Here is a 14334-nt window from a genome sequence, read left to right on the forward strand (position 1 = left end):
AACGGGCCATGCCGGACAAGGAAAACATCACCACTGACGAATCGGCCGCCCCTGCGCCGTTGCCCTCAGCACCGACTCCCGCGGCGCCACCGGTTCCGACCGCGTCGGCAAGCCCGGAGCGGTGGGGCCGGGTCGACGCGGACGGCACCGTGTACGTGAAGACGCCGGACGGGGAACGGGCGATCGGGTCGTGGCAGGCGGGTGAGCCGGCTGAGGGACTCGCCCACTACGCACGCCGCTTCGACGACGTGCGCACCGAGGTCGAGCTGCTGGAGACCAGGTTGAAGGCCGGCTCCGGCGACCCCAAGCACAGCCTCACCAGCGCCAAGCACGTCAAGGAGAGCCTGACAGACGCCGCGCTGGTGGGTGACCTCGCCGCGTTGCAGGCACGGATCGACCACGTGCTGGCGCAGGCCCAGCACGCCGTCGAGTCGGCGAAGCACGCGCGGGACGAGGCCCGACAGGCGGCCACCGCACGCAAGCAGGCGTTGGTCGAAGAGGTCGAGAAGATCGCGGAGTCCTCCACCCAGTGGAAGGCGGCCGGTGACCGGCTGCGTGCGATCCTCGACGAGTGGAAGACGATCAAAGGCGTCGACCGCAAGGCCGACGACGCGCTGTGGAAGCGGTTCTCGAAGGCCCGTGACACGTTCAACCGGCGACGCGGCTCGCACTTCGCCGACCTCGACCGGCAGCGCGCCACGGCCAAGGAACGCAAGCAGGAGCTGGTGCGCCAGGCCGAGGAGCTGTCCGAGTCGGACGACTGGGGCGGGACGGCCGCGGCCTACCGCGAGCTGATGACGGAGTGGAAGGCCGCGGGCCGCGCGCCCAAGGAGGCCGACGACGCGCTGTGGCAGCAGTTCCGGGCCGCGCAGGACAAGTTCTTCAGCCGCCGGTCGGCCGTGTTCGACGAGCGCGACGCCGAGCTGATCGAGAACGGCAAGCGCAAGGAGGCGCTGCTGGCCGAGGCGGAGAAGATCAACCCCGGCGCCGACCTGGAGGCGGCTCGTGCGCAGCTGCACCGCATCCAGGAGAAGTGGGACGAGATCGGCAAGGTGCCCCGCGAGCGGATCCGCGAGCTGGAAGGCCGGCTGCGGTCGATCGAGGAGAAGGTCCGCCACGCCGCGGACGCCCAGTGGCGCCGCACCGACCCGGAGGCCGAGGCCCGCGCCGCCCAGTTCCGCGAGCGGGTGGAGCAGTTCGAGGCGCAGGCGGCGAAGGCCCGCGCTGCTGGCGACAAGCGCCGCGCCGAACAGGCCGAGGCCCAGGCCGCCCAGTGGCGCGAGTGGCTGGCAGCAGCGGAAAACGCGGTAGCCAGCCGCTAACCCACCGCGTGTCCAACCCCCACGACCCGCGTGTCCAACACTCCAGACCGCCGAGTTCAACAAACGGGGCTAACGTCGTTAGCCCCGTTTGTTGAACTCGCGGGTCCAGACGGTTGGACTCGCGGGTCTCGTGCGTTGGACTCGCGAGGTCACCAGCCGGGTTAGTTGCGGGAGGCTGCCGTGCGGAACCACAGGGTTGCGATGACCACCATCGCCACCACCGCGATGACCATGCCGATGCCCGGGGCGGTGTCGGAGGACTGGCGGGACCAGATGGCCAGTAGGCCGTCGACGCTGGCGAACCAGCCGCCGGCCGCGCCGACCCAGGCGAACACCCAGAGGCGGGTGGTCAGGGTCAGGGCCGAGGCCACCACGCCGAACAGCACCGAGGTCGCCGCGAACAGGCGTGGGACCATCGACGCCTTGCCGGCCTCCGCGCCGATCAGCACCTCCAGGCCCGACGAGCCGTTCATCCACGGCAGGACCAGGCCCACGAGCAGCACGAACACGGCGATGGCGATCACCAACGCCCGGCTGCCCAGCTCGACGGACCTCGCGGCCCTCCGGCCAACCTCGTCGATCTCCTCGCGGAACTGCTCCTCCACGTCGTCCTCGTCGAACTGGTCCGCCGCGTCCACCTCGCTCTCCCCGCGGAGCTGGTCGACGCCCTCCCCACGAGGTTGATCCTCCGCGTTCCCGCGGGGTTGGTCCGTCGCGCGTGGTTCGGCGGAGGTGGCGTCGATGTCAGGGCGGCGGGCTTCGGCGGGCCGGTCGCCGGCCTCGGGGTCGCGGTGGGCTTCCTCGGCGTCCGCGCTGGGGTGTTCCGAGTTGGTCATCGGACCGTGCATCCGCCCACCGGTTCGTTCGTGGGGGCCGGCCGGCCGAACGACGGCAGGCCGAGTCCGACACCGGACGTGCGGGGGCGGATGCCCTCCTCGTAGTTGTCGCCCGCCCTGGTCCGCCGGTGGGTCACGAGTGGGCTGTCGGCGACGAGGTGGTGCGGGGCGCCGTAGGTGATCACGGTCTCGACCACGTCACCAGGGCGCACCGCGGCGTCGCCCGGGGTGAAGTGCACGAGGCGGCCGTCACGGGCGCGGCCGGACATGCGGCGCGTGTCCGCGTCCTTGCGGCCCTCGCCCGCCGAGACGAGCAGCTCGACCTGAGTGCCGACCAGCGCCTTGTTGGCCGTCCAGGAGACCTCCTCCTGCACGGCGATCAGCCGGTCGAAGCGCTCCTGGACGACCTCCTTCGGCAGCTGGTCGGGCAGTGACGCGGCCGGCGTGCCGGGGCGCTTCGAGTACTGGAACGTGAACGCCGACGAGAACCTGGCGGCGCGCACGACGTCGAGGGTCTCCTCGAAGTCGGCGTCGGTCTCGCCGGGGAAGCCCACGATGATGTCCGTCGTGATCGCGGCGTCCGGCATCGCGGCGCGGACCTCGTCGATGATCGACAGATAGCGCTGCTGCCGGTAGGAGCGGCGCATGGCCTTCAGCACACGGTCCGAACCGGACTGCAGCGGCATGTGCAGCTGGTGGCACACGTTCGGTGTATCGGCCATCGCGGCGATGACATCGGAGGTGAAGTCCTTCGGATGCGGCGAGGTGAACCGGACCCGCTCCAGGCCCTCGATGTCGCCGCACGCACGCAGCAACTTGCCGAACGCGTAGCGGTCGCCGAACTCGACACCGTAGGAGTTCACGTTCTGCCCCAACAGAGTGACCTCGAGGACACCCTCCGCGACGAGCGTCGACACCTCGGCCAGCACGTCACCCGGTCGGCGATCCTTCTCCTTGCCCCGCAGCGACGGGACGATGCAGAACGTGCACGTGTTGTTGCAGCCCACCGAAACCGACACCCAGCCCGAGTACGCCGAGTCCCGGCGCGCTGGCAGCGTCGACGGGAACGTCTCGAGCGATTCCAGGATCTCCACCTGGGCCTCGGCGTTGTGCCGCGCGCGCTCCAGCAGCACCGGCAACGCGCCGATGTTGTGGGTGCCGAACACAACGTCGACCCACGGCGCCTTCTTGACGATCTCGCCCCGGTCCTTCTGCGCGAGGCAGCCGCCGACGGCGATCTGCATGTCCGGGTTCGCGACCTTCGTTGGCCGCAAGTGGCCAAGGTTGCCGTACAACTTGTTGTCCGCGTTCTCCCGAACAGCGCACGTGTTCAGCACGACGACGTCCGGCACGCCGCCGTCCTCGGCCGGCGCGTAACCAGCATCCTCGAGCAGGCCGGCCAGCCGCTCGGAGTCGTGCACGTTCATCTGACACCCGAACGTGCGTACCTGGTAGGTGCGAGTGCTCATCTCAGTGATCGAGGGTACGCGTGACCGCATTGAGACCTTAGGAGTGGTCAAAGCGGCATGAACTTCGCGCGATGTGGGGGTAGGTTTCCGCCATTACCGGGCCGCTACTCTCTGGCACGCCCGGTGTGAACATGCGCACGTTGGAGGATTGATGACCGAAGCGACATCCACCACCCCCATGATCAGGATGGTCGAGGTCGACAAGTACTTCGGGCAGCTCCACGTGCTCAAGAACATCAACATCGAGGTGCCGCAAGGCCAGGTGGTCGTCGTGCTCGGGCCGTCCGGGTCCGGCAAGTCGACGCTGTGCCGCGCGATCAACCGCCTCGAGCCGATCAACTCGGGCAAGATCGAGATCGACGGCAAACCACTCCCGGCCGAGGGCAAGGAGCTCGCGACGCTGCGGGCCGACGTCGGGATGGTGTTCCAGTCGTTCAACCTCTTCGCGCACAAGACGATCCTCGACAACGTGATGCTCGCGCCGCTCAAGGTGCGCAAGGTCGCGCCGCCCGAGGCGAAGCGGACCGCGATGGAGTTGCTCGAGCGGGTCGGTATCGCCAACCAGGCACAGAAGTACCCTGCTCAGCTCTCCGGCGGCCAGCAGCAGCGCGCCGCGATCGCACGGGCGCTGGCAATGAGGCCGAAGGTCATGCTCTTCGACGAGCCCACCTCGGCGCTGGACCCCGAGATGATCAACGAGGTGCTGGACGTCATGACCACCCTCGCCAAAGAGGGCATGACGATGCTGGTCGTCACCCACGAGATGGGTTTCGCGCGCAACGCGGCGCACCGGGTGGTGTTCATGGCCGACGGCGAGATCGTCGAGGACGCCATCCCGAAAGAGTTCTTCTCCGCGCCGAAGTCCAACCGGGCGAAGGACTTCCTTGGAAAGATCCTCACTCACTGAGGACCGATGTCGCGGCGTGCTCGCCCGCGCCGCCTGACCACAGAGCAGGAGAGAAGGAGCAATGAGGGTTCGTTCCCTGGCGATCGGGCTGCTGGTCGGCGGCCTCGCCCTGACCGCATGCGGCAAGGAAGGCACTCCGGCCGGCGACAGCGGCGTCGGCGAAGGTCCTTCCACCACCGCGGAGGTGGCCACGGACGTCAAGATCGAGGGCTCACCGACGTTCGACCGGATGACCCAGAACGACAAGGTCGTCATCGGTGTCAAGGAGGACCAGCCCGGTCTCGGCTACAAGGACCCGACCACCGGCGAGTACTCCGGCTTCGACATCGAGATCGCGAAGCTGATCGCCGCGAAGCTCGGCTTCGAGGAAAGCAAGATCGAGTTCAAGACCGTCCAGTCCGCTGGTCGTGAGGCCGCCATCACCAACGGCGACGTCGACTACTACGTCGGCACCTACACGATCAACGACAAGCGCAAGGCGCAGATCTCCTTCGCCGGCCCGTACTTCGTCGCCGGCCAGGACCTGCTGGTGCGCAAGGACGACACCTCGATCACCGGCAAGGACACCCTGAAGGGCAAGAAGGTCTGCTCGGTGACCGGCTCCACGCCGATCCAGAAGGTGCGCGACGAGGCGCTGACCGAGCCGGAGAACATCGTCGAGTTCCAGGGCTACTCGCAGTGCGTCGACAAGCTGCTGACCAAGGAGGTCGACGCGGTCACCACCGACGACGCGATCCTCAAGGGCTACGCGGCGCAGGACCCGGACGCACTGAAGGTCATCGGCAAGCCGTTCTCCGAGGAGCCGTACGGCGTCGGCCTGGCGCACGACGACAAGGCGCTGCGGGATGCGATCAACGACATCCTGGAGAAGGCCAAGGACGACGGCACCTGGCAGGACCTGTACGACAGCACGCTCGGCAAGTCCGGCTCGAAGTCCGAGGCACCGGACGTCGATCGCTACTGAGTTGACCTAAATGGTGGGTGGTCGCCCGAAGTGGTGACCACCCACCATTCGTTACCCGCGGGAAGGCCCGGATGGACATACTGATCGACTACTGGCCGTTGTTCCGAGACGGCTTCCTCACCACGATCGAGTTGTTCCTGCTCGCTGGCGTCGCGTCGCTCGTGTTCGGCGTGATCCTGGCGATGCTGCGGGTCAGCCCCGTGCCGGTCTTCAGAGCGACCGGCACCCTCTACGTGACCGTCGTGCGGAACACCCCGCTGACGCTCGTGTTCCTGTTCTTCGTCTTCGCGTACCCGTACCTGGAGATCCTCGAGCTCTCCTTCTTCACCGCCGCGGTCGTCGCGCTGACGGTGTACACCTCGGCGTTCATCTGCGAGGTCGTCCGGTCCGGCATCAACACGGTGCCGCTCGGCCAGGCGGAGGCCGCTCGCGCGCTCGGCCTGACGTTCGGCCAGTCACTGTCCCAGATCATCCTCCCGCAGGCGATGCGGTCGGTGGTGCCACCGCTGGTGAGCACGCTGATCGCGTTGCTGAAGAACACGACGATCGCCGCCGGGTTCTCGGTCTCCGAGGCCGGCCGGATCCGCTCGGTCCTGTCCGACGACGGCGAGAACCAGCTGGTCGGGCTGGCGTGGGTGGCGCTGGGCTTCATCGTCATCGTGATGATCCTGACGCTGGTGCAGCGGACCCTCGAGAAGCGGTGGAGCGTGGCCCGATGAGTAATATCCTGTTCGACGCACCGGGGCCTCGTGCCCGTGTACGGCACCGTTTGCTGGCCGTCCTGGGCGGTCTCGTGCTCGCCGGGATCGTGGCCTTCGTCGGCTGGCGGTTCTACGACAGCGGCCAGTTCACCGCCCGCAAGTGGGAGTGGATCCAGTACAAGGTCATCCAGGAGGACCTGATCGCCGCAGTGGTCGCGACACTGCAGGCGTTCGCACTGGGCGCCGTGCTGGCGCTGCTCTTCGGCGCGGTGTTCGCCGCCGGCCGGCTGTCCGACCACAAACCCCTGCGGATGGTGTCCGGGTTCGTCGTGGAGCTGTTCCGCGCCGTCCCGCTGCTTATCCTGATCTTCCTGTTCTACTACGGTCTGCCGACGCTGGGCCTCAAGATGTCGCCGTACATGGCCGTGGTGCTGGGGCTCATGCTCTACAACGGCTCCGTGCTCGCGGAGGTGTTCCGCGCCGGCATCCTGGCGCTGCCCCGTGGCCAGTCCGAGGCCGCCTACGCACTGGGCATGCGCAAGACACAGGTCATGGTGCTGATCCTGCTACCGCAGGCGCTGCGCTCGATGATGCCGACCATCATCAGCCAACTGGTCGTACTGCTGAAGGACACCGCGCTCGGCTTCCTCATCACCTACGAGGAGCTGCTTCGGTTCGCGCAGCGCATCGGTGGGGAGGGGCAGTTCAGCCGGCCGTTCGTGCCGACCGCGCTCGTCGTCGCGGCGATCTACATCGGACTCTGCCTGCTGCTGACCTGGCTCGCGACCTACCTGCAGAAGCGGGAGCGGCGGAGCAAGAAGCACATCGAGCTGGAGAACGGCGGCGCGAAGGCCCAGCAGCTCGTGCTGACCGCGGACGCCGGTGGTGGCGGCGGCGGTGTCTGACCCGCGGGGCGGGTTCTCCGATCGGGTCCGCACGATCCGCGAGCCGAACGTGTTCCCGCTGACGCGAAAGCCGGAATGACCCGTCGGGTCGTCATGCTCGGCACCACAGGCGCCGGCAAGTCCACCTTCGCGGGCAGGCTCGCGGAGCTGATCGGCGCCGAGCACGTCGAGCTGGACGCGTTCAACCACGGTCCGAACTGGACACCCCGCTCGCCCGAGGCGTTCGCCGCCGACGTGGCGAGTGTGGCCGCGCGAGCCAGCTGGGTGGTCGACGGCAACTACGTCGACCGTGTGAGCGGCACGCTGTGGCCACAGGCGGACACGGTGGTATGGCTCGACCTACCGCTGTGGATCGTCCTCCCGCGCATCGTGCGGCGCACGGTTCGGCGCATCCGGAACGGCACCGAACTCTGGCACGGGAACCGGGAACAGTGGTCGGCGATCATCGGGCGCGACTCGCTACTGGTCTGGGCGGTGCGGTCGCATCGACGTCACCGCGCCGAGCTGCCCGGCAGGCTGGCCGAACTCGAACGGGCCGGTGTGCGGGTGGTGCGTCTGACCTCGGCCGCGGCCGCCGACCGGTGGCTGGCAAGCACATGAGCTCGGGCGGTCCAACGAAAAGAGCCGCGCCCGGGGTCCGGACGCGGCTCCTCTGTGGACAGCTCAGTATTGGATTGCCTCGCTCCGCTCAGTGGCGGCTGCCGCTGCGACGGAACAGCTTGTTGCCCAGCCACACCACCGGGTCGTACTTGCGGTCGATGACGCGCTCCTTCATCGGGATCAGCGCGTTGTCGGTGATCTTGATGTGCTCGGGGCACACCTCGGTGCAGCACTTGGTGATGTTGCAGTACCCGAGACCGTGCTCCTCCTGCGCCTCACGCACGCGGTCGGCCTGGTCGAGCGGGTGCATGTCGAGCTCCGCGACGCGCATGAGGAAACGCGGGCCGGCGAAGTTCTCCTTGTTCTCCTCGTGGTCACGGATGACGTGGCAGGTGTTCTGGCACAGGAAGCACTCGATGCACTTGCGGAACTCCTGCGAGCGCTCGACGTCCTGCTGCTTCATCCGGTACTCGCCGAGGCCGAGGTTCTTCGGCGGTGAGAACGACGGGATCTCGCGGGCCTTCGTGTAGTTGTACGACACGTCGGTGACGAGGTCCCGGATCACCGGGAACGTGCGCAGCGGCGTGACGGTGATCGTCTCGGTCTCGGTGAAGACCGACATGCGCGTCATGCACAGCAAGCGCGGCATGCCGTTGATCTCCGCGGAGCACGAACCGCACTTGCCCGCCTTGCAGTTCCAGCGGACGGCGAGGTCCGGCGCCTGCGTCGCCTGCAGGCGGTGGATGATGTCAAGGACGACCTCACCCTCGTTGACCTCGACGGTGTAGTCCTGGAGACCCCCGGAGTCCCCGTCACCGCGCCAAACCTTGAAGTTGGCCTTATAACTCATGCCGTCTCCTCGCCCGCTGCGGTGCGTCGGAACGCTCCGCAAGCTCCGCTCCACCGGCGCCCTCCGCGGGCTCGAAGCCGGCCTGGGTGTTGATGGTTCGCTCCGCAAGCTCCGCTCACGTCGAGCTCCTCTGAGAGTGGGCGGCCAACTCGTCGTCGGTGTAGTACTTCTCCAGCTCGGACAGCTCGAACAGTTCGAGCAGGTCCTCACGCATCGGCACCTGGTCCTTCGGCGTGACCGTCGCGCCGCCGTCCGGAGCGGCCTCGCACACCAGGAGCTTGTTGCGCCAGTTGGCATCCAGGCCCGGGAAGTCGTCGCGGGTGTGTCCGCCCCGGCTCTCCGTGCGCAGCAGGGCCGCCTTGGCGACGCACTCGCTGACCAGCAGCATGTTGCGCAGGTCGAGCGCGAGGTGCCAACCCGGGTTGAACTCGCGGCCGCCCTCGACGGCGACGCCCTTCGCCCGCTCCTTCAGCTCCGCCAGCTTGTCCAGCGCCTGCTGGATCTCCTCCTGCTTGCGGATGATGCCGACCAGGTCGTTCATCGACTGCTGCAGTTCGGCGTGGATGGTGTACGGGTTCTCCGCCTGCGAGACCTCCGCCCAGTCGAAGGGGCTCGTCGCCCGCTCGGCCGCACCGTCCACATCGGACTCGGAGATCTTCGGGCGCTGGTCGAGCGCGTCGACGTACTCGGCCGCACCGAGCCCGGCACGCCGGCCGAACACGATCAGGTCGGACAGCGAGTTACCGCCCAGCCGGTTGGAGCCGTGCATGCCGCCGGCGACCTCACCGGCCGCGAAAAGGCCCGGCACGATCGAGGAGGCGGTGTCCGGGTCGACCTCGACGCCACCCATGACGTAGTGGCATGTCGGACCGACCTCCATGGGCTGCGCGGTGATGTCCACATCGGCCAGTTCCTTGAACTGGTGGTACATCGACGGCAGCCGGCGGCGGATCTCCTCGGCGGACAGGCGGCTCGCGATGTCCAGGAACACACCGCCGTGCGGTGAACCACGTCCGGCCTTGACCTCGGAGTTGATCGCGCGGGCGACCTCGTCACGGGGCAGCAGGTCCGGCGTGCGGCGGTTGTTGTCCTGGTCGGCGTACCAGCCATCGGCCTCCTGCTCGGTCTCCGCGTACTGGCCCTTGAACACGTCCGGGATGTACTCGAACATGAAGCGCTTGCCGTCGGAGTTCTTCAGGACGCCGCCGTCGCCACGCACACCTTCGGTGACGAGGATGCCCTTGACGGACGGCGGCCAGACCATGCCGGTCGGGTGGAACTGGACGAACTCCATGTTGATGAGCGTCGCGCCGGCGCGCAGGGCGAGCGCGTGCCCGTCGCCGGTGTACTCCCAGGAGTTCGAGGTGACCTTGAAGGACTTGCCGATGCCGCCGGTCGCCAGCACGATGGCCGGCGCCTCGAACAGCACGAACTTGCCGGAGTCTCGCCAGTAGCCGAACGCGCCGGCGATGCGGTCGCCGTCCTTGATCAGCTCGGTGATCGTGCACTCGGCGAAGACCTTGAGCTTGGCGTCGTAGTCGCCGTACTCGGCGTAGTCCTCCTGCTGCAGCGAGACGATCTTCTGCTGCATGGTGCGGATCATCTCGAGGCCGGTGCGGTCACCGACGTGCGCGAGACGGGGATAGGTGTGACCACCGAAGTTCCGCTGGCTGATCTTGCCGTCCTTGGTGCGGTCGAACAGCGCGCCGTAGGTCTCCAGCTCCCAGACCCGCTCGGGGGCCTCCTTGGCGTGCAGCTCGGCCATCCGCCAGTTGTTGAGGAACTTCCCGCCACGCATGGTGTCGCGGAAGTGGACCTGCCAGTTGTCCTTCTCGTTGACGTTGCCCATCGAGGCGGCGCACCCGCCCTCGGCCATGACCGTGTGGGCCTTGCCGAACAGCGACTTCGAGATGATCGCGGTCCGCTTGCCCTGCTGCCGGGCCTCGATGGCCGCGCGGAGCCCGGCACCGCCGGCGCCGATGACGACGACGTCGTAGTCGAAGCGTTCGACCTGAACCTGAACCATGAGTCCTTCTCTAAGTCTCAGTTGAAGATGCGCAGATCGGTGATCCAGCCGGCCGACACGGCCATGATGTACGCGTCGGTGAAGATGACCGTGAACAGCGAGATCATGGCGTACTGGCCGTGCTTGGGGTTGAGCTTCGACACGAACTGCCAGTAGCGGTAACGGATCGGGTGGTTGGAGAAGTTCTTCAGCTTGCCGCCGATGATGTGCCGGCACGCGTGGCAGGACAGCGTGTACAGCGACAGCGCCACCACGTTGATCAGGATGATGACCGTGCCGAGCCCCATGCCGATGCCGCCGTCCTTGCCGTGGAAGGCGAGCACCGCGTCGTAGATGTTGATGAGGGCGAAGATCAGCGCGCCGTAGAAGAAGTAGCGGTGCGAGTTCAGCAGGATCAGCGGGAAGCGCCGCTCACCGCTGTACTTGTCCCTCGGCTCGGGCACCGCGCACGCGCTGGGCGACAGGAAGAAGGACCGGTAGTAGGTCTTCCGGTAGTAGTAGCAGGTGGCCCGGAACCCGGCGAGGATCACGAAGGAGACGACCGCGATCGGGATGAAGGCCGGCAGTTCGGGGATCGGCGTGCCGAAGTGGCTGGAGCCAGGCACGCAGGAGTCGACCAGACACGGCGAGTACACCGGCGTGAGGTAGTGCTCGTTGGGCGCCCAGTAGTACTTGTTCATGAAGATGCGGACGGTCGCGTACACGACGAAGAACGCCAGCACGCCACCCATGCTCAGCGGCCAGGCCCACCAACGGTCCGTCCGATAGGTGCGCTCGGGGATTTGCGCCCGGCCGGGGGCACCGACGCCAGCCTTCATTGTTTGTCCTCGACTCCAGACGTTTTGATTGTCAGAGACTAACCGCGATCTGTGCCAGTGGCGGCGTTCCGCGTGTCACACCCGGTACACGATGGGTCGGCATCGTCCGCGGGTTCCTACGGTCCACTCGCCTACGCCGCCACCTCGCCAACATGAGGCGACGCCGAGCCGCCAACTGTGCCGTCGGTGGCAAGAGGAGAAGTACCACACGGTGGGAAACCGCCGGTCGTCGGCCTGCTCACAAGGTGGCGCAGGGCACGTGTGGACGGCCCGGGACACCCTCGGCATTTCCGATCACAGGCCCCGATGTGACGAGGAGAAAAAGCCTCAGTGAAGCCAAATCAAGCAACTCAAGCATGCGTTGTATACAGAATACAAGACCGATGGCGGGTGCTTGACTACATGGCGGAAATCACGCAATCGATCAAGTAGTCGCGCTCACACATCCGGATTCGAGAAGTTGCGATTGGGTGAACGTTTCCGCGCAACGACAACTCGGGAGAGGAGAGCTTCAGAACGTCTCGTCCAGTAGGGAGGTCCGCAGTTCGTCCTTGACCACGCGATAGGCAAGGCCTTCCGAGTAGCCCTTCCGCGCGAGCATTCCCACCAACCTGCGGATCTTCGTAGCCTCGTCGGCGTCCCCCAGAACACGCAACCGCTTGCGCACGAGCTGACGCGCCCGCTCCTCCTCGGCGTCCCCGTCCACGGCCGCCAACGCCTCGGCGGCGGACTCGTCGGCAACCCCCTTACGCCGCAACTCCACAGCGAGCGCCCGCCGACTGAGCCCTTGAAAATTGTGCCGGGACCGAACCCACACCTCCGCGAAGGCGGCGTCGTCGATGAGCCCCACCTCGTCGAGCCGCCCCAGAACCTGGTCGGCGACGTCACTGTCGACACCCTTACGAGCGAGGGCCTGCGCCAGCTCGGTCCGGGTCCTGGGGCGAGCGGTCAGCAGCCGCAGACAGATGTCCTTGGCCTGCTGAACCGGGTCCTCGGGACGCCCCGAACCACCCTCACGAGTCACGTCAGAACCTCCGAACACTTGGATAGCAGCGGCGGCACGATGCCTCGAAGATGCCCTTGAAGCCGCGCGCGTCCTGAAGGACGCGTTCGGGACATCGCCGATGCCCCGAAAGACGCGCTGATGACGTTCAACGACCTGAAAGCGTCTTTCGAGACATCGCCGGCGGCACAGACACGCCGTTCGCAGCGCGCTGGGCTTCCCGGGCCGGACGCTGCGCGCCCGGCGGGCGAAGCCCGCCCCGCGTTGCCCGCACGACCCACGCGGACAGCAAGATCATCAGCGGTTGTGGATGAGTGTCGCAAGGCCCGCTGATGGTTGATGTCTCGAGGGTGCCCGTGGGGCCGTTGAGCGTCCCGAGGGCGCCTTTCGGGACACCTGGGAAACAGGCTTGGCCTGCGAAGGTGCCCCTCGGGGACGTGCAAGGCCCCCAAGGGCACCCATTCGACATCGGCCGCCGAACGCCCAACGCGGCACTCAGCCATCAGCCCAGCCACGGCTCTACCACCTCCTCAGGCCAACGAAGCCAACCCAAGAAGCCCCAAACCGCGCAACCAGCCCCAGCCACCAGCCCGGCGACGGCCTTTCACCTCCTCGGGTCGACCCAAGGAAGCGACAAGCTGCCCGACCAGGCCCAGCCACCAGACCCAGCCACGGTGCTTCACCTCCTCGAGCCAACCAAAGCCAACCCAAGAAGCCCCAAACCCGCGCGACCAGCCCCAGCCACCAAGCCCAGCGACGGCCTTCCACCCTCTCAGGCAACCCAAACCAACCCCAAGAAAGCGCCAAACCGCGCGCCCAGACCCAGCCACGGCCCTCCACCTCCTCGAGCCAACCAAAGCCGCCCAAGAAAGCCCCAAACCGCCCAACCAGACCCAGCCACCAAGCCCAGCCACGGCCACGGCCACGGCCACCCTCTCAGGCCAACCCAATCCAACCCAAGAAAGCGCCAATCCGCCCGCCCAAGCCCAGCCACCAGCCCAGCCGCGCCCCCTCCCCCGGGGGCCCACCCGCCCGGCCCCGCCCGGCCCCCGCCGGCCCCGCCCGGCCCCGACCGAACCGACCCAGAACCAGGACCCCGAGGTGAAAGAACCTAGAAGTCCACCGGCGCAGGGGCGGTCTCGGTGTCATCGGCGTCCAGCTTGGCGCCGATACCGAGCTTGTCCTTGATCCGCTTCTCGATCTCGTTGGCGACGTCCGGGTTGTCGCGCAGGAACTTGCGTGCGTTCTCCTTGCCCTGGCCGAGCTGGTCGCCCTCGTAGGTGTACCAGGCGCCGGACTTGCGGAGGATGCCCTGCTCGACGCCCATGTCGATCAACGAACCCTCGCGCGACACGCCCTTGCCGTAGAGGATGTCGAACTCGGCCTGCTTGAACGGCGGCGCGACCTTGTTCTTGACGACCTTGACGCGTGTCCGGTTGCCGACCGCCTCGCCGCCGTCCTTCAGCGTCTCGATGCGGCGGACGTCGAGCCGGACCGAGGCGTAGAACTTCAGCGCCTTGCCACCCGTGGTGGTCTCCGGCGAGCCGAACATCACGCCGATCTTCTCGCGCAGCTGGTTGATGAAGATCATCGTCGTGTTGGAGTTGTTGAGCGCACCGGTCATCTTGCGCAGTGCCTGGCTCATCAGCCGGGCCTGGAGGCCGACGTGACTGTCGCCCATCTCGCCGTCGATCTCGGCGCGCGGCACCAAGGCCGCCACCGAGTCGATGACGATGATGTCGATGGCGTTGGAGCGGATCAGCATGTCGGCGATCTCGAGGGCCTGCTCGCCACTGTCCGGCTGCGACACCAGCAGCTCGTCGACCTTGACGCCCAGCTTGCGGGCGTACCCGACGTCGAGAGCGTGCTCGGCGTCGATGAAGGCCGCCACCCCTCCCTTGCGCTGGGCCTCGGCGATGCCGTGCAGGGTGAG

General features: G+C 67.3%; 13 protein-coding genes. 6 read left to right on the forward strand and 7 right to left on the reverse strand.

Going from position 1 to position 14334, the window contains the following annotated elements; translation table 11 throughout:
• The first annotated feature begins 8 nt into the window (after nucleotides 1-8).
• Entirely contained in the window at nucleotides 9-1322 is a 1314-nt protein-coding gene (locus VF106_RS02735; RefSeq protein ID WP_330837928.1) for a DUF349 domain-containing protein, read from the forward strand.
• Nucleotides 1323-1483: 161 nt separating this feature from the next.
• Here VF106_RS02735 and VF106_RS02740 read toward each other — a convergent pair whose 3' ends face one another.
• On the reverse strand, nucleotides 1484-1927 hold the full coding sequence (locus tag VF106_RS02740; protein ID WP_414638836.1) for an Rv2732c family membrane protein: 444 nt from the start codon (nucleotides 1925-1927) through the stop codon (nucleotides 1484-1486).
• Nucleotides 1928-2154: 227 nt separating this feature from the next.
• Complete coding sequence (miaB, locus tag VF106_RS02745) at nucleotides 2155-3627, reverse strand: tRNA (N6-isopentenyl adenosine(37)-C2)-methylthiotransferase MiaB (protein ID WP_330837930.1); 1473 nt, start codon at nucleotides 3625-3627, stop codon at nucleotides 2155-2157.
• Nucleotides 3628-3805: 178 nt separating this feature from the next.
• Here miaB and VF106_RS02750 point away from each other — a divergent pair, with 178 nt between their 5' ends.
• From VF106_RS02750 to VF106_RS02770, 5 genes are all read left to right on the forward strand, one after another.
• Nucleotides 3806-4534 carry an amino acid ABC transporter ATP-binding protein gene (locus VF106_RS02750; RefSeq protein ID WP_330837944.1) on the forward strand — a complete coding sequence of 243 codons (729 nt, stop codon included), beginning with the start codon at nucleotides 3806-3808 and terminating at the stop codon, nucleotides 4532-4534.
• A gap of 61 nt (nucleotides 4535-4595) precedes the next feature.
• Entirely contained in the window at nucleotides 4596-5498 is a 903-nt protein-coding gene (locus VF106_RS02755; RefSeq protein ID WP_330837931.1) for a glutamate ABC transporter substrate-binding protein, read from the forward strand.
• A 71-nt stretch (nucleotides 5499-5569) separates the two neighbouring features.
• The gene (locus tag VF106_RS02760) at nucleotides 5570-6217 is read left to right on the forward strand and encodes an amino acid ABC transporter permease (protein ID WP_330837932.1); all 648 of its coding nucleotides are present in this window, start codon (nucleotides 5570-5572) and stop codon (nucleotides 6215-6217) included.
• Nucleotides 6214-7104, forward strand: a complete 891-nt coding sequence (locus VF106_RS02765; protein WP_330837933.1) for an amino acid ABC transporter permease — start codon at nucleotides 6214-6216, stop codon at nucleotides 7102-7104. Before VF106_RS02760 ends, VF106_RS02765 begins: the two co-directional genes overlap by 4 nt.
• 75 nt (nucleotides 7105-7179) lie before the next feature.
• Nucleotides 7180-7704 carry a P-loop NTPase family protein gene (locus VF106_RS02770; RefSeq protein ID WP_330837934.1) on the forward strand — a complete coding sequence of 175 codons (525 nt, stop codon included), beginning with the start codon at nucleotides 7180-7182 and terminating at the stop codon, nucleotides 7702-7704.
• Nucleotides 7705-7792: 88 nt separating this feature from the next.
• Here VF106_RS02770 and VF106_RS02775 read toward each other — a convergent pair whose 3' ends face one another.
• From VF106_RS02775 to recA, 5 genes are all read right to left on the reverse strand, one after another.
• Nucleotides 7793-8554, reverse strand: a complete 762-nt coding sequence (locus VF106_RS02775; protein ID WP_330837935.1) for a succinate dehydrogenase/fumarate reductase iron-sulfur subunit — start codon at nucleotides 8552-8554, stop codon at nucleotides 7793-7795.
• A gap of 115 nt (nucleotides 8555-8669) precedes the next feature.
• Entirely contained in the window at nucleotides 8670-10580 is a 1911-nt protein-coding gene (locus VF106_RS02780) for a fumarate reductase/succinate dehydrogenase flavoprotein subunit (RefSeq protein ID WP_330837936.1), read from the reverse strand.
• 17 nt (nucleotides 10581-10597) lie between these two features.
• On the reverse strand, nucleotides 10598-11398 hold the full coding sequence (gene sdhC / locus VF106_RS02785; protein WP_330837937.1) for a succinate dehydrogenase subunit SdhC: 801 nt from the start codon (nucleotides 11396-11398) through the stop codon (nucleotides 10598-10600).
• A 511-nt stretch (nucleotides 11399-11909) separates the two neighbouring features.
• Nucleotides 11910-12422, reverse strand: coding sequence for a regulatory protein RecX (locus VF106_RS02790; protein ID WP_330837938.1), 513 nt, complete (start codon nucleotides 12420-12422; stop codon nucleotides 11910-11912).
• A gap of 1090 nt (nucleotides 12423-13512) precedes the next feature.
• On the reverse strand, nucleotides 13513-14334 hold an 822-nt coding region (recA, locus tag VF106_RS02795), incomplete at its 5' end, for a recombinase RecA (RefSeq protein ID WP_330837939.1).

Source organism: Actinophytocola sp. (assembly GCF_036378875.1).
Taxonomy (GTDB): Bacteria; Actinomycetota; Actinomycetes; order Mycobacteriales; family Pseudonocardiaceae; genus Actinophytocola.